A 23924-nucleotide genomic window follows, 5' to 3' on the forward strand; every position below is an offset into this window, starting at 1 on the left:
ATTGAATGATTTTCTTAAACAACCAAAGCATATCTTTTTACAACTTACAAAAAGTAAGTTATGATTATCTCGAATTCGAAATAAAGAGGTGAGGAAAATGGCGCATCAAGAAGAAGCGCTCAAAGCGTACATCGGTTTGCTGCGTACGGCGAGTCGTTTGGAACAAGTGGCAAAAAAAGATGTTCGTTGTTATGGCTTAAATATCACAGAGTTTTCTGTACTGGAATTGCTTTACCATAAAGGCACCCATACGACGCAAGCCATCAAGGAAAAAATTTTGATCGCCAGCAGCTCGACAACCTATGTAGTCGATCAATTAGTCAAAAAAGGCTGCGTGCGCCGGGAACCTAGCCAAGAAGATCAACGAGTAACTTACGTCAGGATTACGGAAGCAGGCAGGGCATTGATGGAGAAAATTTTTCCCAGTCATGCACAAAAGATTGCGGCGAGTTTTTCCGAACTCAGCAGTGAAGAATTGCAACAATTAAAAACAATTTTACGAAAAATAACTTACGATCAGAAATGAGGAAAAGAAAATGAGAAAACAAGATCAATTATTAGGGGTACACCATGTGACGGCCATGACAAGTGATGTGGAACGGAATTACCATTTCTTTACAGATGTGTTAGGGATGCGTTTAGTGAAAAAAACCGTCAATCAAGATGACATTTATACGTACCATACCTACTTTGCGGATGATTTAGGGTCACCGGGAACGACCATGACGTTCTTTGATTTTCCCAATACCGCTCGCGGCAGCAAAGGAACCAACTCGATCACCCGCACCAGTTTCCGAGTACCCAGTGATGCTGCCCTTGATTATTATGCCGCACGCTTTGATGAATTTGAGGTAAAACACGAAGCAATCACCACCGAATTTGGGAAAAAAGTGATGCGTTTTTGGGATTTTGATACGCAAGCCTATCAATTGATCTCTGATGAACACAATACTGGCGTGAAAGCTGGTACTCCTTGGAAAAAAGGACCGGTTCCTACTGAATTTGCGATTTATGGCTTAGGTCCTGTCGAAATGTCTGTTTCTTACTTGGCAGATTTCAAAGGGCTGCTGGAATCCGTTTTTGATTTCAAAACCATTGATCAAGTAGATAATCGCTATTTGCTAGAAGTTGGTGAAGGCGGCAATGGCGCTCAAGTCGTTTTAGTGGAAGATACCACGAGCCCGCAAGCGCAACAAGGCGATGGCGAAGTGCATCATGTCGCTTTTCGCTTAGCTCACCACGACTCATTAGCAGTTTGGCAAGAAATCTTTGATAACTTGGGATTGGCCAACTCCGGCTATGTGGATCGCTACTATTTTGAATCCTTGTATGTGCGCATCGGCCATATTCTTTTTGAACTAGCAACAGATGAACCAGGGTTCATGGGGGATGAGCCATACGAAACATTGGGTGAGTCCTTATCATTGGCACCATTTTTAGAAAATCGTCGTGAATACATCGAAGGAGTCATCAAACCCTTCAATACAAAACGCGCCTAAGGAGGCACACAGTATGCAACCCATTCAACAGATCCACCATATTTCAGCCATCGTAGGCGATCCGCAAACGAACGTTGCCTTTTACCGCGACGTGTTGGGGTTGCGCCTCGTCAAACAAACCGTCAATTTTGATGATCCGTACACGTATCATCTTTATTACAGCAATCAAGCATTAGAAAATGGGACCATCATCACCTTCTTTCCATGGGCAAATGCCCATCCTGGGCGAGTAGGAAGCGGACAAGTCGGCACGATCGCGTTTCGTATTCCTAAAGGCAGCAGTGCCTATTGGCAAGAACATCTGGCGAAACATCAAGTAACTGTCCAAGAAAGTACATTGTTTGATCGGCCAACTTTAGAACTTCATGATCAGCATGACCTGTCTTTGGCGTTAGTCGAAGCCAAAGAATCGGCAGAAACACCAGCGATTTTAGGCTTTCATGGGGCCGTCTTGCTTTCGGCACAACCAGAAGCGACCATTCAAACGTTGGCAGATGATCTAGGTCTGGACATTTTTAATCAAACAAATAAAAGCACGCATCTCCATACCGCAGGTACCCTCGCTCATGAGATCGTCGTGCCCCATGAAGCAATGCCAGCAGGGCGCTGGGGTGTCGGCACCGTCCATCACATCGCGTGGTCCGTGCCAACGGAAGCAGTGCAAAAAGAGTGGCAAGAATACTTGTACGATCAAAGATACGGAGTCACTGAAATCAAAGACCGCAACTATTTCAAAGCCGTCTATTTCCAAGAAAGGGGCAATATCGTCTTTGAGATCGCAACAGAAACCCCGGGCTTTTTCGTTGATGAACCGTTGGAAACGTTAGGACAGCAGTTGATGCTGCCAGCCCAATTTGAAAGCCGTCGTGCAGAGATCGAGGATCGCTTGCCAGACTTATCGGTTTAGAAAAAAGGAGACGCTGTATGCACTATTTAGATCCCAAGGATTTGACCCAACGAGAAAATTATAAACTACTGATCGGCTCCATCATTCCACGGCCAGTGGCAGTGGTCAGTACGCAATCACCCGATGGTATCGTCAACATCGCCCCATTCAGTTTTTTTAACATCGTCAGCTCAGAACCCGTGATCCTCTCGTTGGCTATCCAGCGTAAAGAGGGGGAACTGAAAGACACCGCCCGCAATCTGTTGGCGACAAAAGAAGCCGTCGTGCATATTTTGGATCAAACAAATGTCCAAGAGGCCAATAAAACCGCGGCATTATTGCCCGCAGACCAAAGCGAGTTGACGGTTTCTGGATTTACCACAACGACATCGAAAACAATTGCCGTTCCTGGCTTGAAAGAAGCCAATGTACGCTTAGAAACGATTCTGCATCAACACGTACCCATCAAAAAAGACCAGCAGACCACTGCCGATCTCTTATTGTTGGAAGTCGTCGGCTACCAGATTGCAGAGGATGTCTATCAAGATGGCAAGATCGATCCCCGTGCCTTACAAGCAGTCAGCCGGCTAGCGGGAAATTCTTACGCAACGATTGGGGAGATTTTCGATATCAAACGACCAAGTTAAAGGAGGAACTTCGATGAAAGCAATCTATCAACAAGGAGCAGCTGACGCACCAGTTTTGGTGCTGCTCCACGGCACCGGTGGCGACGAACAGTCGCTGCTAGAAGTAGGCAAAGCCCTTGATCCCCAAGCATCACTATTAGGTATTCGCGGCAATGTCTTAGAAAACGGCATGCCCCGTTACTTCAAACGCCTAGCTGAAGGGGTGTATGATGAAGCCGACTTAGCACTTCGCGGCGACGAATTAGCCGATTTTATTCGGCAAGCCGCCAAAGAATACAACTTTTCGTTAGCGCAAGTGGTACTGGTGGGTTATTCCAATGGCGCCAACATTGCCATTCGCTTATTACTAAATGATAGTGACCACTTCAAAAAAGCGATCCTCTACCACGCCATGTATCCAGTCGATAATATACCGACGAATTCCTTGCCTGACACTCATGTGTTTATGAGTTTTGGCAGAAACGACCCGATCGTTTCCCTAGCTGACAGTGCTTACGTCCAAGAGATCTTTACCTCACGGGGTGCAGTCCTTTCAACCGTTTGGACCCCGAGTCATCAGTTAACGTATGAAGAAGTTGAACACTCGCGCACGTGGTTGACCAAACAATAAAGCAGTGCCCATTTCCTAATCAAACAGCGATCCTGCTGGTTGGTTAGGTTTTTTTGTTTCACGTGAAAACAATTCGAAGGAGTGAAAGGAGATATATCACTAGGGACGCCTAGTTCAATAGCAGCCCACTAAGGATTTGCCAAATGATCCTTTTTCTGAAACAAATAGAGTCAAATCAGCATAATCAGTGAATCAAGACAACTTTTTTAAAATGATCCATAAAAAATCAATTTATTTCAAATGGTTCCAAAATGAAGTTTTAACAAAATAAATGCTTAAAAATCAATTTTTTGAAGTATTTCTTCTAATAAAAACAATGCTTCTTTATGAATTAATTTGAAATAATATGAAATAAAGTGGTTGTTAATGGAAAAATTTTGTGCTATTCTGAGTCTATAATAAATGGCTAAGGAGAATGAAGATGAAATTAGCAACGAGAATCAATTCATTTTTATCAATTTACGAAAATGATTTAGACAATGTATTTGGCGCATTCAAAGAATTGGGGCTTGATTACGTAGATTTAAATTATCCGGAGCACGTCGGTGGGACGACTGCCTCTGAAATGAAAGAGAGATTGGGACAAGCTGATTTGAAATTGAATGGTGTTGCATTGCGATTCAGAGAAGAGTTTATCAACGGTGAATTAGGCAATGCTGACCCACAGGTTGCGCAGCATGCCTTGACATTATGCAAAGAAGCTGCTGATTATTGTCGTGCAGCAGGTGGAGAAGTCGTAACCATTTGGCTCGGGTTTGATGGCTTTGACTATAGTTTTCAAATCAATTACCAAAAGGTTTGGAATCAGATCCGGGATGCCTTTATTGAAATTGCTGACTACGCACCAGATTTGAAAATCAGTATCGAGTATAAACCATTTCAACCAAGAGCCTATGCGTTCATTGATAGTATGGGTGTCACTGGAATGATGCTTAATGAGATCAACCGCAAAAATGTAGGTGTGACCCTTGATTATTGCCACATGCTAATGAAACACGAAAACCCTGCTTTTGCTGCGGATCTGTTCGCTGGAAAAGGGTTATTATACGGGGTGCATCTGAATGATGGGTATGGGTTAAACGACGATGGATTGATGATCGGTTCAGCAACACCCTTCAAAACATTAGAATTCTTGTATTATGTCAAAAAGCATAACTATGACGGTGTGATTTATTTTGATACGTTCCCTGTAATTGAACATGCCTCAAAAGAGTGCGAACAAAACATGAAAATGATCAAACAAATGGATCAAATGATCGATAACGTAGGCTTGGCTGCGATTCAAGCTGTGATCGATCAAAACGATGCAGTCGCAGCCAATCAGTTGCTGCTTGAATTTTTGTCACCAACAAATCAATCAAAATAAAAGGAGTGGGGAAGATGGATTACAAAGTGATGGCAAAAAATATTTTAGAAAAAATAGGCGGAGCGGATAATGTTCGCAATATGACACATTGTGCCACCCGGTTGCGTCTAACGTTACATGACACCGCAAAAGCGGATGATCAAGCCGTCGAGAATATCGACGGAGTGATCAATGTCATTAATAAGGCGGGCCAATACCAGCTTTTGATTGGGACAGAAGTCGGGAAGCTCTACGATGAGTTTGAGCCGTTAGTTAAAGGTAACGAAAGTGCTGGTAGCCCTACCACAGAAGAACAAGCTTCTGGCAGTATTATCAGCAATGTTTTTTCTGCCGTATCTGCTATTTTTGCGCCACTACTCCCAGTTTTGGCGGGCTCAGGTATTTTAAGAGGACTACTGATTTTGTTTGTTCAGCTCGGGTTGATCAGTGAAGACAGCGGCACTTATTCGATTTTATTTGTTGCTTCTATGAGTGTATTTTATTTCTTGCCCGTATTGTTAGCGTTTACTTCAGCGCGGTGGTTTGGTGCCAGTCCGTATATCTCTGCATTGATCGGGGCTGCGTTAATCAATCCTGATTTTATTGCATTGATGGGAGGAGCAGGCAACGGTGCAACGACGGAGTTCTTTGGGATTCCAGTCGTTTTGATGAACTACAATTCGACTGTCGTACCAATCATCCTTTCGATTTGGGCTTTTTCATATCTCTACAAATTCTTAGACAAACACATACCGGAGACTTTAAAATTGGTGGTCGTTCCTTTAGTCTCACTAGCGATTATGGTTCCATTGACAGTGATCGTTATTGGACCAATCGGGGTCTATAGTGGCGAAGCAGTCGCTAATGTGGTGAATTGGTTGATCGAGCGTAGTAGTGTGCTAACTGGAATCTTAGTTGGTGGTGGTTGGAGTGTTCTCGTAAGTTTGGGCATTCACTGGGCAGTCAATCCAATCATGATTAATAACGTTTCAACCTATGGCTTTGATTACATCGTTCCTTTTACTTTTGCATGTAACTTCGCCGTGATAGGTACAACGATTGGCGTTTACTTTAAAGCGAAAGATAAAAAACTGCGAAGCTTTGCTTTAACTGGCTTAGTCACGATCGCATTATCAGCGATTATCGAAGCTACTTTGTTCGGCTTACTTGTAAAAAATAAAAAACTTTTCTTAGCGCAAATTATTGGTGGTGCTGTGGGTGGTGCCTATTTAGGGTTGATGCAAGTTGTAACGAATGCCTTTGTCTTTGGTAGTGTCACCACTTTTCCCGCCTTTGTAGGCTCAACTTCCTCGAATTTCATACAAGCGATGATCGGCTTACTGATTTCAATGGTGGTTTCAGCAGTCTTAGCATTTGTATTTACCAATCGAGACGAGACATTGGCGTAGAAAGCAGGGGGAATATGGGGTTATTTAAGAAGAAAAATGTTATTTATGCACCAGCTAATGGCGTGGTGAAAAGTATTGAACAAGTGAAAGACGAGATGTTTTCAACCAAACTATTAGGCGATGGGTTTGCTGTGGTACCAACAGATGATCTTGTTACAGCACCGATTGAAGGAACAGTGGTCTCTGTGTTTCCTACAAAACATGCGATTTCGTTAAAAGCCAAAAATGGCTTAGAAGTTCTAGTCCATATTGGGATCGATACTGTGGAGCTAAATGGCGCAGGGTTCGATACCAGAGTTTCTGAAGGTGACAAAGTTACTGCCGAGAGTGTGCTGGCAAACGTTGATTTTCCGTTTCTGGCATCACAGGGCAAAGAAACGGATGTAATCGTTGTTTTCACTAATTCCGCACAGCGAACCTTAGTGATTACAGAGAAGCAAGGGCGTTGTGGACAAGCGATTGGCGTTATTAATGAGTGAGAGAATTTGCTGACAGGAGGTAGTGTTTTGAAGAAAAAAATCTTGTGTCCATCTATGATGTGTGCTGATTTTTCAATGCTAAAGGACGAGGTTGCCGCTTTACAAGCGGCGAAAATCGATATTTTTCATCTTGATGTTATGGACGGACGATTTGTTCCAAATTTTGGTATGGGACTTCAAGATATCGAAGCTATTTGCAAATGGTCAGAAACCTTAGTTGATGTCCACTTGATGATTGAAGCTCCGGGAGCGTATGTAGAGAAATTTGCGGATATAGGTGTAGATATCATTTATTTTCATCCGGAAGCAGATCGCCATCCTACAAGAACTATCAACAAAATTAAGCAAAAGGGAAAACAAGCCGGAATCGCCATCAATCCTGGAACAAGTTTTGCAATGATTGAAGAACTGCTGCCATTGATCGATTACGTGATGGTAATGACTGTTGATCCCGGTTTTTCAGGTCAAGCGTATTTGACACATGTGGAAGGAAAAATAAAGCAGCTTGCTGCAGTAAAGGAACGTTATTTCTACCAATTAATGGCAGATGGAGCGATTTCGCCTGCCGTAATGACTCGCTTAAGCGCCTTAGGTGTTGATGGGTTTGTTTTAGGGACCTCCGCTCTTTTTGGAAAAGAAGAATCGTATCAAGAACTGATCTCAATATATAAAGAGGAGGATCAAGCATGAAACTAGCAATCGGTTGTGATCATGTTGGGTTTGAATTAAAAACTGATATCATCACCTATTTGGAGTCGTTAGGGCACACGGTACAGGATTTTGGGACAGAAAGTGATAAACGCGTTGACTATCCCAATTATGCGGCGACTGTTGCAGAAGCGGTGGTAACCCAAAAGTGTGATTTGGGAATCTTGATTTGTGGCACAGGCGTTGGTATCTCAATTGCTGCCAACAAAATCAAGGGCATCCGAGCCGTGGTGTGCAGCGAACCCTATAGTGCTAAGCTCTCAAAAGAGCATAACAATACCAACGTATTGGCGTTTGGTTCGCGCGTCGTGGGCGTCGAACTAGCGAAAATGATTACTAAGGAATGGCTGGCTGCTGAGTTTGAAGGTGGTCGTCACCAAAAACGGGTAGCAATGATTGGTCAGTTAGAAGTAGAATGATCAAAGGTTAGAGGATTCGCATTAGCGAATCCTCGTCTTTTTTTGTTAACGAGAAATTTATCCCATAATCGAGATCAAATTGACGAACAATGAAAGTCCTTGCTCATACCGAGAGAAAAAGTATGGTATAATTTGAAAAAAAGTGAAGTTGACCAATTAATGGAGGTTGCTATGATTCCATATGAAAGACAAGAAAAAATTTTAGAAGCTTTGGCTCAAGATGAACTGTTAAAAATAGAGCAATTGCAAAGCATTTTGCCTACTGTTTCTATCTCAACATTGAGGCGGGATTTAAAAGAATTAGAAAAATCAGGAAGAGTTGAATTGTTGGCTGGTGGCGCAGTGAAGATTTGTTCAACGGCTTCCGAAATGCCGATTGCAGCTAAGGCTGCTTTGTATTCCCAAGAGAAAGAAGCGATCGCTACTTTGGCTGCTGAGTTGGTTCACGATGGTGATGTGATCTACCTAGATTCTGGTTCGACTTGTACAGCGTTACTGCATAAAATCATTAATAAAAAAATCACGATTATTACTACCAATACGAGTGTCTTTACAATTCAACAAGAAACTCCTGCCGAGATTTTACTTCTTGGTGGCCGATACAATCCCGTTATTTCATCCTTGAATGGTCCATTGACGGATGCAAATTTACAAACGTTTAACTTTCAAACGGCTTTTTTAGGTGCTAATGGTATTGATGCTGAAAAAGGTGTAAGCACGCCCAACTTGGTAGAGGCGAACAAAAAGCGTGAAATTCTAAATAATGCCAAAACCGCCTATTTATTGTGTGACAGTTCGAAATATGGACAAGTCGCCGCGGTAAAAGCTTTTAGTACAGAAGACGTTGTCATTATTTCTGATGCTTATAACGATAAGATTGGAGAACTGACGCAAATCATCTATCCGAACTAAAAACAGGATGGCATCTGAGTGGTATTGGCAATGTTGGAGATACAATTTAATAAAACGCATAATGGAAAATGAGTTTGGTGATGATCAAAACCAGTTAGGGATTATACCTAGCTGGTTTTTTTAGTAAGGAAGCAAATTTGTTGATAGTTCCTTTATTTAACAACGTTGATTGTTGTATCGGTGAATAGTGAGTGACTTGTGGTTCTTTAGATACCAAGACTCAAAAACCAGTGAACGTACTTGTTAAAAATAACGTTAAGGTCGTTCCTTTGATGGATTTCAATACCTTTATCAATTGGGTTATTAATTGATAATCATTGTTTTGGCGCCATTTTTCGTATTTAAAGATAACAAAGACATTTTTATATAAAAACAAAAAATTGTTGACAGACAAAATGAAAGCGTTTATATTGGATATGTGGTTACTACCAGTTGAGAGTAAGGGGAGGACATAAGATGCTTGGTTTGGTTTTAACAGGTCATGGAGGATTTGCGCAAGGGATGGAAAATGCGCTTGCGATGATTGCAGGGCCGCAAGAACAGTTTCTAGCAGTGTCGTTTTTAGAGGAAAATCCGTTAGCTGACTTTGAAAAAGAGTTGCAAGGAGCAATCGATCAATTAAAGGAAACCTGTGATGGGGTCGTGATTTGTGCAGACCTTGTAGGCGGGACCCCTTTTAATGTTGCGATGACCGTTGCCAATGAGGACCCGCAAGTCGAGGTCATCGGCGGCATCAATCTACTGCTGCTAGTGGAAGGTTCGTTGACTAGATATACGGCAACTGATCCAGAGCGTTTTTGTCAAGAACTGGCAGAGATTGGCAAGAGCGGTATTTTTCACGGAAAGATCAAAGGCCATGAGGAAACCAATGAGGAAGAAGGGATTTAACGATGTGGGAAATGATCTTAGCAGCCTCAATCGTGGTGCTTGTTTTTCTCTTTCTCTTTTTGGCGGTCTCATCTTTCTTGAATGGGAAACATCTGAAAAAGCAAAAAGGCTATTTCGCTGAATTGCAGCAGTCCTTGAAAAAGGGGCAGAAAATCAAATTATACGGCGGCATTATTGGGGAGATTCAAGCACTTGGGAAAGAGACGGTCGATCTAAGGGTGAAATCGGGAACGGTGATCGAAGTAGAACGCAGTGCGGTTGCAGAAATCATGCAGTAAATAGAAGGAGGACATATTTATGGGAGAACCAAATATTTTGTTGACGCGAATCGACAATCGGTTGATTCATGGGCAAGTTGCCACCCAATGGAACGGTACGTTGGGGGCAAATCTAATTTTAGTGGCAAATGATAAGGTCGCCAAAGACAAAGTCAGACAAGGGTTGATGGATATGGCGGCGCCAGCTGGCGTCCAAACTAGGTATTTCTCGATTCAAAAAACCATCGAGATCATTCATAAAGCATCGCCAAAACAAAAGATTTTTATGGTGGTTGAAAATCCTCAAGATGCGTTGAAATTAGCTGAAGGTGGGGTGCCAATCAAGAAACTCAACATTGGGAATATGCATATGTCAGAAGGGAAAAGACAGGTTGCTACGACAGTTGCCGTCGATGAAGCAGATGTCGATGCCTTTAAAAAACTGAAGGAAATGGGGGTGCAATTAGTGATTCAGCGGGTTCCAACGACACCTGTTGAAGATGAAAAGAAATTATTTCAGTGATGCAGAGATAAGGAAGGAGAAAGAAAATGGATTACACGATTTTTCAAATCATTTTAGTCTTCATAGTTACATTCATTGCCGCAATCGATCAATTTAGTTTTTTAGAATCATTGTACCAGCCCATTGTTACCGGGATGGTTATCGGACTTATTCTTGGAGATCTTCAAACCGGCTTGATCGTTGGCGGAACCTATCAGTTAATGACGATCGGCAATATGCCGGTGGGCGGCGCGCAACCGCCAAATGCGGTGATTGGCGGAATTATGGCAGCAATCTTAGCGATCACGCTGCAGCTGGAACCGACAGTGGCCGTCGCTACGGCGATTCCGTTTTCTTTGCTGGGGCAATATGGGGTGACGATTATCTTCTCACTAATGTCGCCAGTGATGTCAAAAGCTGACAGTTACGCCCATGATGCCAATACGAAGGGCATTGACCGGATCAATTATTTAGCGATGGTGGGTCTTGGAACGATCTTCGGCTTGATTGTGGTCTTATTCTTTATCGGCGGTGCTGCCTTCGGGAATCAGGCGGTCGCAGCGATCCCTCAATGGTTGATGGGTGGGCTCGGCGCAGCTGGGGGCATGATGCGGTATGTCGGTTTTGCGATTTTACTAAAAGTGATGGTTTCCAAAGAAATGTGGGGCTTCTTCTTTATGGGGTTTGGTTTAGCCACGATCGTAATGGCGGCACCTTCCTTGCAAGGACCAGCCTTGATCATTCTAGCCTTTATCGGTTTTGCATTAGCCTTTTGGGATTATCAAATCCAGTCCAAATTTAAAGTAGCAACAGCCAATACCTATGATTTCGGAGGCGATGAAGATGGCATATAATATTCCCGATTCTTATAGCGAACAAGCGCCCGCAGAACAACTGGATAAAAAGACCTTGAACAATATGGTCTGGCGTTCCTTATTTCTACAAGCCTCTTTCAACTATGAGCGAATGCAAGCAGGAGGCTGGTTATTCAGTATTTTACCGGGATTGAAAAAGATCCACAAAAATGAAAAGGACATGGCTGCTTCAATGAGCCATAACCTAGAGTTTTTCAATACTCATCCATTCCTCGTGAACTTTGTGATGGGGATCATTCTATCGATGGAACAAAACAAAGCCGATATTCCCATGATTCGGGCAGTGCGAGTCGCCGCGATGGGACCGCTAGGCGGGATCGGTGACGCGTTATTCTGGTTCACTCTGGTACCGATAACAGCTGGTATCACAGCCAATATGGCGATCAACGGCAACATCGCTGCACCGTTTATTTTCTTACTGGTATTCAATGCGGCCCAATTTGGTTTACGGTTCTTCTTGATGCATTGGTCCTATCGTTTAGGGACAGATGCGATTGGGATCTTAACGGAAAATGCCAAAGAGTTCACCCGAGCAGCGAGTATTTTAGGGATTTTTGTTGTCGGTTCCTTGACCTGCGTGTATGGGGCGACGTCTTTGGATATTCAGATCCCTAACGGTACTACCAATGAAGTGACACAAGCGACGACGATCGTGGATGATCAAGCAGCCATTGCCGCTTACGAAGACATGCTGTATACCACGGATGAGAATGGACAATTGACCGACACACTGCAAGAAAATGCGGCGGTCAACGAATTGGCTAACGGCAAATATGAATTGACGTTTAACAAAGTCAACGAAGTGCCTGTGACGATCGATATTCAAAAAATCCTCGATGGGATCTTGCCGCAAGTGATTCCATTGACCATCACACTGATGCTGTATTTCTTCTTATCAAAACGCGGCTGGACGCCGTTGAAATGTATCGCTTTGCTGCTAGTGATCGGCTTGATCGGTTCTGGCTTTGGTCTGTATCCATCCATTTGGCCGCAATAAGCAAGCTAGCAGAAGAAACGGCGCAAACCGTAGGAGGAGTTTTGCTAAGCAAGCAAAAGCTGACTTTTTAGCTTAGCTCGTGCTGGCAATTGGTTCATTTTCCTACGTGAAGAGATGCAAGCTCAGGAAACAGAGCCCCTGTAGACGATTGTTTGACACGCCTATCGGGAAATAGTACACTCGTTATGTGGTAGTAACCAGTTTGGAGGGGCTTATGAATATCAATAAAAATCGACAACCATTATACGATCAATTGTTAAATTTACTGATTGAAAAAATCGAAAATGAAATGGAAGCAGACACGATGCTTCCCTCAGAAAGAGAACTGTCAAAGCGCTACGGGTTAAGTCGGACCACCGTTCGCTTGGCTCTACAGGAGTTAGAAAAATTAGGCTATATTTATCGCCAACATGGCAAAGGCACCTTTGTCTCGGATATCCGCAAGCAGGCAACCAATTTATCAGGTTCGTATAGTTTTACCGAACAGATGAAAGCACTAGGGAAACAACCAGAAACTAGAGTATTGGCATTCAAAAAAATGGAAGCGACAAAATATTTTGCCACTCAGTTGCAAGTTTCCATCGGCGAGCCGATCTACAAGTTAAAACGATTGCGTCTTGCTGATGGCCAACCGATGATGATCGAGCGTTCTTATCTGCCCGTCAAACGCTTCATGCATTTAACGAGTGAGATGATCGAGCAAAAACCATTGTACGATATCTTCCATGAAGACTTTCATCAAGTGATCCGCCTCGCGGACGAAGAATTTTTTGCCAGCATTGCCAGTGCGAAAGATGCGGCATTGCTAAAAATCCACGAAGGTGCGCCGGTGTTGAACCTGGTACGCAGCACGTTCAATATTGAAAATGAAGTGATCGAATACACCTTGAGTGTTGCTCGAGCAGACCAATTTAGATACAAAGTCCGCCACTTGCGTAACGACGAGTAGCGCATTTCCTAGACAGTCTGAAATGATCCACTCGAGCAAAGAAAAGGCATGTATTCAAAACCAGTGAGGTCGAGGAAGTTTGCCCTTTGGGTGATCGCTAAGCATTCATCCAAGACAAGCGCTCCTCGCACCGTCACTGGGAATACATACTGGAAAAACAGTAGCTAGGAGGAAGAAAGATGTTTCAACTGTCAACAAAGGAATTAGCAGAATTAGGTGCGGAGATTACAACAAGAGAAATCAAACAACAGCCAGAACTGTGGCAAGAAACCTTGACGATCTATCAAGAAAAGCAAGAGGCGATCGCGGCTTTCTTACGTACTATCAAGCAAAAGACGGACAAGCGAATCCGCGTGGTCTTCACGGGAGCGGGGACATCTCAATATGTTGGAGATACGATCGTTCCTTACTTGAATAAGAACGGCGCAACGGTGGATTATCTTTTTGAAAGTATTGCTACGACGGATATTGTCGCTGCTCCAGAACAAGTTTTATTTGCGGATGAACCAACACTGCTCGTTTCTTTTGCTAGAAGCGGCAATTCACCAGAAAGTTTAGCAGCGGTCAAAATCGTCGATCAATTCGTTGCCGACAGCTATCATTTGGCGATCACTTGTGCAGCCGACGGATCTTTGGCACAACAAGCTGCCGCTGATGAAACGAGCTATCTGTTATTGATGCCTGAGCGGTCAAATGATGCTGGCTTTGCAATGACGGGCAGTTTTTCTTGTATGGCTCTTTCCGCACTGCTGATTTTTGACCAGACGCCTCTGACAGAAAAGAGACATTATGTTGAAACCCTTAGCCGATTGGGGCAAGAAGTGATCGACAGAGAAACAGAACTCCAAGTACTGACGGACCGTTCCTTTAAGCGGATCGTTTATCTTGGGTCAGGCACGTTGTCGGGGTTGACCAGGGAAGCACAGCTAAAAGTATTGGAACTGACTGCTGGAAAAATCGCCACCGTGTTCGATTCTTCGATGGGCTTCCGTCATGGACCGAAATCATTCGTAGATGATCAAACCCTCGTCTTTGTCTTTGTCAGCAATACGTCCTATACGCGGCAGTATGATCTTGATATGTTGGAAGAATTAAAGAGTGATGGCATCGCCGCCGCAGTGACTGTTATCGGACAGCCGGCCGCTGTGAATTTTTCAGGAACAAACTTTTTCTTTCCAGATGACACTTCACTGCCAGATGGCTATCTTGCCTTAGCAGACATTGTTTTTGCGCAAACGATCGCACTGTTGGCATCGATCAAAGTCGGTAATACACCGGATACCCCTTCGCCAACGCGTACCGTCAATCGGGTGGTCAAAGGCGTGACGATTCATCCGTATAACAACTAACGATGACTGAGAAAGACCACCACGAGCACGTATCTTTTCGTGTACGAAGTCGATACGTGCGGTGGTCAATCAGTCGAACGACTTCATCAATAGACATTTTTATACGTGCTGACAACCGTTTCGCCAACACTGAAAAAAGTGAGAGCGGTTGATTCTTTGGCATGGACAAAAAAGGAGGAATTTTAATGAAAGCAACCATAACGAAAGCTAAAAAAGCGGCAATGGATCGCCTGTCAACGAAAGAAGGAGTAATCGCGGCTTTAGCAATCGACCAACGTGGTGCCTTGAAAAAAATGATGGCAGCACTTGGCGTGGAGGCTGACGCAGAAAAAATCAGCCAGTTTAAAACGCTAGTCTCACAAGAATTGACCCCTTACGCATCTTCTATTTTATTAGATCCAGAATATGGGTTAGCAGCTGCGCAAAGCCGTGATCCAGAGGCGGGGCTTTTGCTGGCGTATGAAAAAACCGGCTATGATGCGACTACACCGGGACGTTTGCCTGATTTATTAGGGAAATGGTCAGTTGAGCGATTAAAAGCAGCAGGCGCCGATGCCATCAAATTTTTGCTTTACTATGATGTAGATGAAGATGCCCAGATCAATCAGTTGAAACACGTCTTTGTGGAACGACTCGGCAGCGAATGCCAAGCCGCTGATCTGCCCTTCTTTTTAGAAGTTCTTTCCTATGATGCTAAGTTGCCTGAAGTCGACTCAAAAGCATATGCGCAACGCAAACCAGAAAAAGTCATCGGATTGATGAAGGAATTTTCAAAACCACAGTACAAAGTCGATGTGTTAAAGGTGGAAGTACCAGTCAACATGAATTATGTGGCAGATTTTGCCAAGGAAGAAGCCGTGCATACCAAGGAAGAAGCCGCAGCGTATTTCAAAGCGCAAAGCGATGCGACGCATCTGCCGTTTATTTTTCTCAGTGCAGGCGTATCAGCCAGCTTATTCCAAGAAACACTGGTTTTTGCCAAAGAAGCCGGTTCAACCTTCAATGGCGTCTTGTGCGGCCGGGCAACGTGGAAAGACGGTGTTGATCCCTTTGTAAAACAAGGAATAGAAGCTGCCAAAGAATGGCTAGCAAGTACCGGAAAACAGCACATCGAAGACTTGAATGAAGTGATCCAAAAGACCGCCACTTCTTGGTGGGACAAAGTCACGGTCGAAGAATAGTTGACAAGAGAAATAGCCAATAATCAGACATCTTAAGGACTTTTGAGAAGAAGTGGTAGGCTTCTTACTTAAGGCTTTAGGGTGTCTTTTTATACCTTGACAAGTTCGGTTATCATCGTATGAATGAAACGTAAATAGGAAGAGGTTTCGAGAGTAATTTACGATGGGACTTGAATAGGATAAACTAGCAGTAAAAGCCATCAAATCCACCTGCTTCACTTTTGGTCGAAATAAGGTTCAATAAACCTACAAATAAAGGAGTTCCTTATGAACGAGTATACGTTTCATTCCGTCACGTCAAAAAACCAACAAGCTGCCTATAGCATTTATCAGAAAAACCAGGCCTATTTTGCTTTAACGAAAGAGACACCTTCCATTGAACAACTCATGCGAGACATGACTGTTCTACCGCCATCCGTGGCTCAAGAGCAAAAGATATTTTCTATCATTTATTATGATCAAAAACCAATTGCTGTTATGGATTATCTTGTTGATTATCCGCAAGAGGGCACTGTGTATATTGGCTTGCTGCTGGTTGGCGAAAGACGTCAGGGACACGGGCAAGCTATTTATCAGCAAGTAGAACAAGACTGGCGCTTAAAAGGGATTTCTCTCGTTTCTCTCGCTGTTATTGAAGAAAACACAGCCGGTAGATCTTTCTGGGAGAGTCAAGGATTTAAAGAGACACGAAAAGCCGTGACAACAGTCAGTGATCAGGAGGTAAGTGTGGTCTGCTTTGAGAAAAAGATGAAATAGATACCTAAAATAGAAGCAGCTAGGATAAAAGTAAATAACGTCCAATAGTTACCCTAAAGAGAATTATTAAACGTTATATCAAAGATACTTAACTAAATTGAATTATAAAAAAGAATTTAGATTTTCAGCAAAGGAATAAAATCCTATTTTAAACACTCCATTTATGGGGCTTATCCTATAAATATATTTTTTAAATGGTATGTTAAAAATTCTTTATTTAAATCTCCTCTTTTATATGCTAATTCCTTATTATGAAAAGGATTGTGCGGGTCTGTATGAATAATTTTTTGTGAGTGAACGTCTATTGCAATTGCCCCATAATCAAATTCAACATGGTGGTTGGGACAAAGTATAATAATGTTACTCTCAATATCTGGCCCTTGATGAATACCCCCAAGTTTTTTTAAATGATGTCCTTCGGAGTAATATTTTTGTTTGGACAATGAAATGGATTTACCGCAAATTTGGCATTGATTATTGTATTTTTGCTTCATTTTTTTAACAAGAGACGTGTCCCTAACAATCCTATCGATAGTTGTTTGAATCCGGGCAACCTGCCCACCACTTCCCACACTAAGAAGTTCTTCTGAATCCCCTTCACGTACAATATTTTCTGATCTCTGCTTGTTTTCGTTATAGTAGACCGGTTTTTTTATATAAGGAGTTAAGATTTCTAATAGCTCATTACTAACAGACGCCAAGTATTTCTGTGCGGGTTGCATTCGCACACCTGTTTCCGTATAAAAAGATTTTTGAGGCGTTATCGCTTTTAATGCGTCTTTGTTCTGATCGATAACTTCCTGTAAAAAAACTTTGTCTTGAAATTCTGTGTAGTGCTTTAAGGGGATCTGATAGTATTCCTCATATCCATCCCAATTAGCTGGGATCGGTGGCGGACTTGATAAGATTTTATAGGAACCAGCAACTTGAGAACATCCCCATAATCTATGATTGATATTTCGTTTTTTGTCTTTGATAGAATGTAAAATCATATCCCCCTCTTTGGGTTTCCTCATAATTGTGTTCCATGATGAAGCAACGGGACTCCATAAAACCTCTCCTAGCTCCCAACCTTCTCCTCCATGGATGGGATTAGACAATTCAATATATACGGCCATCTGCGCACTCCTTTCTGCTACTATGGGTATTTATTCAAATAACGAATTCTATTTTATTATAGACAATCATTCTTCTTTCGTCATGTCTATTTGAATCAAAGTTTTTTGTCTTTAGTATATTATCAATACTTAGAAATATTCGAACTGAAAAAATGTAAGAAATGTTTATCATGTGATGGATATCTATAGTATAATTTCAGGGAAATTTTTTATGAAAAAAAGTCACGAAATCAATGTTGATTTATAATAAATTCCTCATTTTATCTAAGTTAACTTTCGCCATTTCTCCAATCACTTTCCCATAGCTTCAATTCCTCTTTTTTTGTTAACAGGTTAAGTCAAAAATCCCTCAAAAGCTTTTCTCATTTTTCAGAAGTATTGCCAGTAGAAAATCGCTTGATAAAAAAGTCGTGGCTTGCTATTCTGTTCTGTAAATTGACAGAAGGAGATGGCGTATGAAGCAAATGGCAATCAAAGAGAATCCGTTTTTGACGCGTCTGGATTATCAGCGGGCAGTGGAAGACATGATCGCTCCTTTGCGAGAAGCGATCTTGGCAGATGACTATCCAGGATTGAATCTAGGTAGCAGTGGGGCCGTGTATGACCGAACACGGGCTGAGATGGAAGCGCTTGTGCGTCCTTTGTGGGGGCTGGCGCCTTATTGGAGGATTTGCTCAGATGATCCGTTACGAGCAGCTTATGTGGAAAAAGTGATCGCGGGGACAGATCCTGAACACGCATTTTACTGGGGAAGCATCACGGATTATGATCAATACATCGTGGAAGCAGCCGCATTGTCATTGACTCTTTTATTGCAAAAGGACGCTTTTTGGACAGCGTTGCCGCAGAAGAACCAGCGAAAGCTAGTGGCTTGGCTATCCCAAGCACTTGAGTGCAAGATTCCTAAGAACAACTGGACATTCTTCAAAGTGTTGATTCGCGTTGCCCTGTTTCACTGTGGGGAACCGTTGGCAAAAGAAGCATTGTCCCAAGAGTTGGCATTGATCGATTCCATGTACATTGGCGATGGTTGGTACGTAGATGGGAAAACGACGCAGCGAGATTACTATATTCCTTTTGCGTTTCATTATTATGGCTTGATTTACGCTACATTTATGCAAGACGAAGACCCAGAATGGGCACAGCGTTTTAAAGAACGAGCCACCCGATTTGCCCAAGATTTCATCTATTATTTTGATGAAGACGGCGAAGCCTTGCCCTATGGCCGCAGCCTGACCTATCGGTTTGCGCAAGGTGCTTTTTTCTCGGCGCTGGTTTTCGCAGATGTCGAAGCGATCCCATGGGGACAGGTGCGAGGACTACTGGCGAAACACTTGCGCAATTGGATGGCGCAGGAGATTTTCACTTTCGATGGTCGCTTGTCCATCGGATACCACTATGAAAATCAAGTGATGGCAGAAGGGTACAATGCACCAGGCTCGCCTTACTGGGGGCTTAAGACCTTTTTGCTTTTAGCGGTCGCAGAAACGCATCCTTTTTGGCGGGCTGAACCTGAGCCAATCAAGAGAGAGCCGCAAAAACGGATTGAAAAAGGCAATATGTTGCTGGTGCACAATGAAAAAAAACATCATTTGTTGGGGTATCCTGCAGGTTTGATGCTTGAACAGCAAGCGCATGCTCAAGCAAAATACAGCAAATTCGTCTATTCGAGCAAATTTGGCTTCAGTGTGCCGAAAGCCGGCGTCACGTATGCCGAAGGCGCCTTCGATAGCACATTAGCTATTGCTCGAGATGGCAGCTATTTTCGCACGAAGGGCGCAGTCATGGATTATCGAGTGACGGAAAAAGGCGTCTTTTTCCAATGGGCGCCCTTTGAGGAGGTAGTTATTGAAACTGAGATTTATCCCTTTGGTCAGTGGCATGTGCGCGTGCACGAGTTGACGACGACGATTTCGTTGGACCTTCGTGAGGGCGGATTTAGTGTACCGCTGACTGGACGGTTGCCTCAGTCCCAAACAGGACCGATCTGGAGTCGAGTCAGTGAAGGGGGCTTTTGTTCTCAAATCATCAACATCGAAGGCTATCAACAAGCCAGTATTGTTCAGCCAGAAGCCAATACCTCCGTCTTTTTTCCAAGAACCAGTTTTCCATACTTAGCACAACATATTCCGCCCGGGAAGCACCGTTTGATTTGTTTAGTCGGTGGTATCGTAGAAAAAGAAAGGATCGATCCAAATGATTACGCTAGCAATAAAAAATAAGCAGGACCAGGTGATCGTCGGTCGCATCGACCATGAAAAAGAACCCGCGCCATTTCAAGTTTCTGATGATGATTTGGCCGTATTAGCCATTAAAAACTATCCCTATGAGGAAGGAGATAAGATCGTTATTGAGGTGACGGGGGAAAATCCGTATTATGTCCTTCAGCTTGATGAAACCTTAGCACCATCACTGATCTATCTTTCCCAATCCACTTGGGCGTATCAGATTCCTTGGACGGAATCCGCTCGAAAGTCCTCGGTGGAAACGGCCTTTACCTCGCAGCGCCATCACCTGATGGTGCGCAAAGCCCATGCGTTTGAGATCACGAATTATCAAAATTTATCCTTCAATGCCCATGATCAAAAGTCAGCGACAGGGGCGTATCCTCATGCTTCAGCGAATGTGGAAACGCGAGATGATTCCGTCTTTTTTGCTAAGAATGCGATTGATGGAAAATATGGCAACCGATCCCACGGGTCGTATCCGTTTGCTTCTTGGGGCATCAATCAGCAAGCCGATGCTGCATTGACCATTGAGTTTGGTCGTCCCGTCTTGATTGATCGGGTTCGCTTCCTATTGCGGGCAGATTATCCCCATGATAGCTATTGGACCAAAGGGACCTTGGTCTTTGCTGATGGAGAAGAGCTGGTGGTGGAAACGACAAATACGGCGTCTTTTCAAGAAGTTCGTTTTCCAAAAAAAGAAACGACTAAGCTGACCTATAAAGAGCTGCAAAAAGCAGAGGATGATTCCCCCTTCCCAGCTCTTTCACAAATCGAAGTATTTGGTTGGAACTGTTAAAAAAAGAGGACGAGAGTATGACAGGTCTGCATTTGTGTGCAGTTGTCATGCTCTTTTTTTGGGAATCAACAAAGGGAGGTCGCTTTTTTTGTGCGTTTACGTTATAATGATTTCAGTTAATATGTTAACAAGTTAAGGAGAGGGTAAACATGCGTCTGCAAGAGAACAAACAACGCTTGATCCTGTTAGGAGAAAAAGTGACCGATGTGTGGTTAGCGGATAAAATCACCGCGTGCATCCAACAGATCGAAAAAAATAGTCAGCGCTTTGGCACACAGTTTCCTTCAGCCTGTGCCACCAATGGCAAATATCGGCTGAAAGGCAACGATGATTGGACCAATGGCTTTTGGACCGGGATGTTGTGGCTCGCCTATGAGTGGACCAAGGAAAAGAACTTTCTTGATCGAGCTATGGAAAATATCGACAGTTTTCAAACGCGTTTAGACGACCATTTTGTATTAGATCATCATGATATTGGTTTTTTATATAGCTTATCTGCCGGTGCGGGCTACAAGATCACTGGCAATGAACACTGCAAGCAAGAAGTCATTCAAGCAGCAGATGTTTTGTTGGCACGGTTTCAAGAAAAGGGGGAATTTATTCAAGCTTGGGGCACTTATGGCGACCCACAAGAATACCGCTTGATTATTGATTCGTTACTAAACTTGCCGCTTTTATTTGCAGCAACCCAATTGTCGGGAGAGCCTCGCTACGCAGAGGCTGCGAGTAAGCATTATCAGACAGTCCGAAAGACCGTCATTAAGAATGACGCCACCACCTTTCATACGTATTATTTCGATCCTGAGACGGGGCAGCCAAGTCACGGTGCGACGCATCAAGGAAACAGCGACCAATCGATTTGGGCACGAGGGCAGAGCTGGGCGATTTTAGGGCTTCCTTTGAATGAAAGCTACCTGCATAGTCAGCCTTTTCCAGAAAATTATCCGCAGATCGTGGAGGTGTTTTTGGCTCATTTGCCAGCAGATCTGGTGCCGTATTGGGACTTTGATTTTAACGACCAACATCCTGCTGAAAAAGACAGCTCTGCTTTAGCGATTGCGGCTTGTGGCTTGTTGGAAGCAGAGAAAATGGGGGCATATCCCGATGCCCAAAAAATCGCTAAAGGAATGCTTTACCAATTAGGCGAGCAGTATGCAGCGAGCCAAGTGCCAGAAAATGAAGGCTTATTGCTGCATGGTGTGTATGCTCATGCGGAAGGCAAAGGCATCGATGAGCCCAATCTTTGGGGTGATTATTTCTATTTAGAAGGATTGATCCGATTGGCATTGCCTGATTGGCAAAGATACTGGTAAAGGGGAAGACGACATGCGAACGTTTGAGATAAAAGAAGATTTTTTGTTAGATGGAAAACCAATCAAATTGATCAGCGGAGCGATCCACTATTTCCGCATGACACCGGTGCAATGGACAGATAGCCTCTACAATCTAAAAGCACTGGGAGCCAACACAGTTGAGACCTACATTCCTTGGAATCTCCACGAACCTCGTGAAGGAGTCTACGACTTTGAGGGGATGAAAGACATCTGTGCTTTTGTAAAGCAAGCCCAAACGCTTGGCTTGATGGTCATTTTGCGACCTTCCGTCTACATTTGTGCTGAATGGGAATTTGGTGGGTTGCCAGCTTGGCTGTTAAATGAACCGATGCGGTTGCGCTCAACCGACCCACGCTTCATGGCAAAGGTGCGCAACTATTTCCAGGTCTTGTTGCCAAAGCTTGTGCCGTTGCAGATCACCCATGGGGGACCAGTGATCATGATGCAGGTGGAAAATGAGTACGGCTCTTATGGAATGGAAAAAGCGTATTTGCGCCAGACCAAGGAGTTGATGGAAGAATACGGCATCGATGTACCCTTGTTTACCTCAGATGGGGCATGGGAAGAAGTCTTGGACGCTGGGACATTGATTGAAGACGACGTCTTTGTCACAGGCAATTTCGGCAGTCGTTCCAAGGAAAATGCGGCTGTGATGAAAGATTTCATGACAAAACATGGCAAAAATTGGCCCATCATGTGTATGGAATACTGGGATGGCTGGTTCAACCGCTGGGGGGAGCCAATCATCAAGCGAGACGGTCAAGACTTAGCCAATGAAGTCAAAGAGATGTTAGCAGTCGGCTCCTTGAATCTTTACATGTTCCATGGAGGGACGAATTTTGGCTTTTACAATGGCTGTTCCGCTCGGGGAGCGCTGGATCTACCACAAGTGTCCAGCTATGATTACGATGCTTTACTGACAGAAGCAGGAGAACCTACCGACAAATACTATCATGTACAAAAAGCCATAAAAGAAGCCTGTCCCGAAGTGTGGCAAGCCAAACCACGGACCAAGCAATTAGAGGCATTAGGAACCTTTCCCATCGAAAACAGTGTCTCATTATTGGCTATCAAAGATCAACTGATGGCACCGCAAGAAAACATGTATCCACTAACAATGGAAACTGTCAGCACAGGCTACGGCTATTTGCTCTATTCGGTTCAGTTAAAAAACTATCATCGAGAAAACAAATTAAAAGTGGTAGAAGCTAGCGATCGGTTGCATATTTTTACCGACGGCCAATTACAGGCGATCCAATACCAAGAAACGCTAGGTGAGGAGCTGTTGATCCAAGGGACACCAGATAAAGAAACCATCGAGCTAGATGTCTTAGTAGAAAACTTAGGGCGCGTGAACTACGGGTTTAAATTGAATGGGCCTACACAAGCCAAAGGCATCCGTGGGGGCATCATGCAAGATATTCATTTCCATCAAGGCTATCGTCATTACCCATTGACGCTTTCCGCAGAGCAGCTACAAGCCATCGATTATCAAGCAGGAAAAAATCCGACACACCCCTCCTTTTATCAAACGACCTTCAGTCTGACAGAGGTAGGAGATACGTTTATCGATTGCCGTGGGTATGGGAAAGGCGTCGTTATCGTCAATGGCATCAATCTTGGTCGCTATTGGCAACGTGGCCCCGTGCATTCCTTATACTGTCCGAAAGAATTTTTGAAAAAAGGCAGCAACGAAGTCGTGGTATTTGAAACCGATGGCGTTGAGATCAAGGAACTCGTTTTCTGTGATCAACCTGTCGTAGAATAAAAAAATAGAAGT

At 43.6% G+C, this 23924-nt stretch carries 25 protein-coding genes; 24 read left to right on the plus strand and 1 reads right to left on the minus strand.

Annotated features, from left to right (window positions below):
- Window positions 1-97: 97 nt before the first annotated feature.
- From IGI88_RS07775 to IGI88_RS07870, 20 genes are all read left to right on the plus strand, one after another.
- Window positions 98-526 (plus strand): MarR family winged helix-turn-helix transcriptional regulator, encoded by a 429-nt coding sequence (locus IGI88_RS07775; protein ID WP_005232643.1) that lies wholly within the window; start codon window positions 98-100, stop codon window positions 524-526.
- 10 nt (window positions 527-536) lie between these two features.
- Window positions 537-1499, plus strand: a complete 963-nt coding sequence (locus IGI88_RS07780; RefSeq protein ID WP_061053593.1) for a ring-cleaving dioxygenase — start codon at window positions 537-539, stop codon at window positions 1497-1499.
- A gap of 13 nt (window positions 1500-1512) precedes the next feature.
- Entirely contained in the window at window positions 1513-2406 is an 894-nt protein-coding gene (locus tag IGI88_RS07785; protein WP_429960324.1) for a VOC family protein, read from the plus strand.
- A gap of 17 nt (window positions 2407-2423) precedes the next feature.
- Window positions 2424-3032, plus strand: coding sequence for a flavin reductase family protein (locus IGI88_RS07790; RefSeq protein WP_086298974.1), 609 nt, complete (start codon window positions 2424-2426; stop codon window positions 3030-3032).
- Between the two features lie 13 nt (window positions 3033-3045).
- Entirely contained in the window at window positions 3046-3642 is a 597-nt protein-coding gene (locus tag IGI88_RS07795; RefSeq protein WP_086298975.1) for an alpha/beta hydrolase, read from the plus strand.
- A 421-nt stretch (window positions 3643-4063) separates the two neighbouring features.
- Complete coding sequence (locus tag IGI88_RS07800; RefSeq protein WP_061053596.1) at window positions 4064-5008, plus strand: sugar phosphate isomerase/epimerase family protein; 945 nt, start codon at window positions 4064-4066, stop codon at window positions 5006-5008.
- Window positions 5009-5022: 14 nt separating this feature from the next.
- Complete coding sequence (locus tag IGI88_RS07805; RefSeq protein ID WP_429960325.1) at window positions 5023-6396, plus strand: PTS transporter subunit EIIC; 1374 nt, start codon at window positions 5023-5025, stop codon at window positions 6394-6396.
- Window positions 6397-6410: 14 nt separating this feature from the next.
- The gene (locus IGI88_RS07810) at window positions 6411-6875 is read left to right on the plus strand and encodes a PTS sugar transporter subunit IIA (RefSeq protein WP_422705479.1); all 465 of its coding nucleotides are present in this window, start codon (window positions 6411-6413) and stop codon (window positions 6873-6875) included.
- A gap of 27 nt (window positions 6876-6902) precedes the next feature.
- Window positions 6903-7565: a ribulose-phosphate 3-epimerase gene (locus IGI88_RS07815; protein ID WP_429960326.1), complete on the plus strand. Its 663-nt coding sequence runs from the start codon at window positions 6903-6905 to the stop codon at window positions 7563-7565.
- Complete coding sequence (rpiB, locus tag IGI88_RS07820; protein WP_016611535.1) at window positions 7562-8002, plus strand: ribose 5-phosphate isomerase B; 441 nt, start codon at window positions 7562-7564, stop codon at window positions 8000-8002. The genes IGI88_RS07815 and rpiB overlap by 4 nt, the downstream gene beginning before the upstream one ends.
- Before the next feature lie 159 nt (window positions 8003-8161).
- On the plus strand, window positions 8162-8914 hold the full coding sequence (locus tag IGI88_RS07825) for a DeoR/GlpR family DNA-binding transcription regulator (RefSeq protein WP_005226765.1): 753 nt from the start codon (window positions 8162-8164) through the stop codon (window positions 8912-8914).
- Between the two features lie 456 nt (window positions 8915-9370).
- Window positions 9371-9802, plus strand: coding sequence for a PTS sugar transporter subunit IIA (locus IGI88_RS07830; RefSeq protein WP_429960327.1), 432 nt, complete (start codon window positions 9371-9373; stop codon window positions 9800-9802).
- Window positions 9803-9804: 2 nt separating this feature from the next.
- Entirely contained in the window at window positions 9805-10080 is a 276-nt protein-coding gene (gene yajC, locus IGI88_RS07835) for a preprotein translocase subunit YajC (RefSeq protein WP_008376459.1), read from the plus strand.
- Window positions 10081-10099: 19 nt separating this feature from the next.
- On the plus strand, window positions 10100-10582 hold the full coding sequence (agaV, locus tag IGI88_RS07840; RefSeq protein ID WP_005232625.1) for a PTS N-acetylgalactosamine transporter subunit IIB: 483 nt from the start codon (window positions 10100-10102) through the stop codon (window positions 10580-10582).
- Window positions 10583-10608: 26 nt separating this feature from the next.
- On the plus strand, window positions 10609-11415 hold the full coding sequence (locus IGI88_RS07845) for a PTS mannose/fructose/sorbose/N-acetylgalactosamine transporter subunit IIC (RefSeq protein WP_005232623.1): 807 nt from the start codon (window positions 10609-10611) through the stop codon (window positions 11413-11415).
- On the plus strand, window positions 11405-12433 hold the full coding sequence (locus IGI88_RS07850) for a PTS system mannose/fructose/sorbose family transporter subunit IID (protein ID WP_429960328.1): 1029 nt from the start codon (window positions 11405-11407) through the stop codon (window positions 12431-12433). Before IGI88_RS07845 ends, IGI88_RS07850 begins: the two co-directional genes overlap by 11 nt.
- A gap of 214 nt (window positions 12434-12647) precedes the next feature.
- Window positions 12648-13382 carry a GntR family transcriptional regulator gene (locus IGI88_RS07855; RefSeq protein ID WP_005226773.1) on the plus strand — a complete coding sequence of 245 codons (735 nt, stop codon included), beginning with the start codon at window positions 12648-12650 and terminating at the stop codon, window positions 13380-13382.
- A gap of 179 nt (window positions 13383-13561) precedes the next feature.
- Window positions 13562-14731: an SIS domain-containing protein gene (locus IGI88_RS07860; RefSeq protein WP_429960329.1), complete on the plus strand. Its 1170-nt coding sequence runs from the start codon at window positions 13562-13564 to the stop codon at window positions 14729-14731.
- Between the two features lie 185 nt (window positions 14732-14916).
- Window positions 14917-15912, plus strand: coding sequence for a tagatose-bisphosphate aldolase (lacD, locus tag IGI88_RS07865; protein ID WP_429960330.1), 996 nt, complete (start codon window positions 14917-14919; stop codon window positions 15910-15912).
- A 267-nt stretch (window positions 15913-16179) separates the two neighbouring features.
- Entirely contained in the window at window positions 16180-16668 is a 489-nt protein-coding gene (locus IGI88_RS07870; protein ID WP_429960331.1) for a GNAT family N-acetyltransferase, read from the plus strand.
- 170 nt (window positions 16669-16838) lie between these two features.
- Here the strand turns inward: IGI88_RS07870 and IGI88_RS07875 are convergent, their stop codons facing one another.
- Window positions 16839-17786 (minus strand): HNH endonuclease, encoded by a 948-nt coding sequence (locus IGI88_RS07875; RefSeq protein ID WP_061053604.1) that lies wholly within the window; start codon window positions 17784-17786, stop codon window positions 16839-16841.
- 455 nt (window positions 17787-18241) lie between these two features.
- Here IGI88_RS07875 and IGI88_RS07880 point away from each other — a divergent pair, with 455 nt between their 5' ends.
- The 4 genes from IGI88_RS07880 (at window position 18242) to IGI88_RS07895 (ending at window position 23912) form a co-directional block, all read left to right on the plus strand.
- Complete coding sequence (locus tag IGI88_RS07880; protein WP_429960332.1) at window positions 18242-20008, plus strand: DUF2264 domain-containing protein; 1767 nt, start codon at window positions 18242-18244, stop codon at window positions 20006-20008.
- Window positions 19983-20810, plus strand: a complete 828-nt coding sequence (locus IGI88_RS07885; protein ID WP_061053606.1) for a DUF7402 domain-containing protein — start codon at window positions 19983-19985, stop codon at window positions 20808-20810. Before IGI88_RS07880 ends, IGI88_RS07885 begins: the two co-directional genes overlap by 26 nt.
- A 149-nt stretch (window positions 20811-20959) precedes the next feature.
- Complete coding sequence (locus IGI88_RS07890; protein WP_061053607.1) at window positions 20960-22123, plus strand: glycoside hydrolase family 88 protein; 1164 nt, start codon at window positions 20960-20962, stop codon at window positions 22121-22123.
- Between the two features lie 13 nt (window positions 22124-22136).
- A complete protein-coding gene (locus tag IGI88_RS07895) occupies window positions 22137-23912 on the plus strand; it encodes a glycoside hydrolase family 35 protein (RefSeq protein WP_144330769.1) in 1776 nt (591 codons plus the stop codon).
- The last annotated feature ends 12 nt before the right edge of the window (window positions 23913-23924 follow it).

Source organism: Enterococcus sp. AZ179 (genome assembly GCF_050498885.1).
Lineage (GTDB): Bacteria > Bacillota > Bacilli > Lactobacillales > Enterococcaceae > Enterococcus_D > Enterococcus_D entomosocium.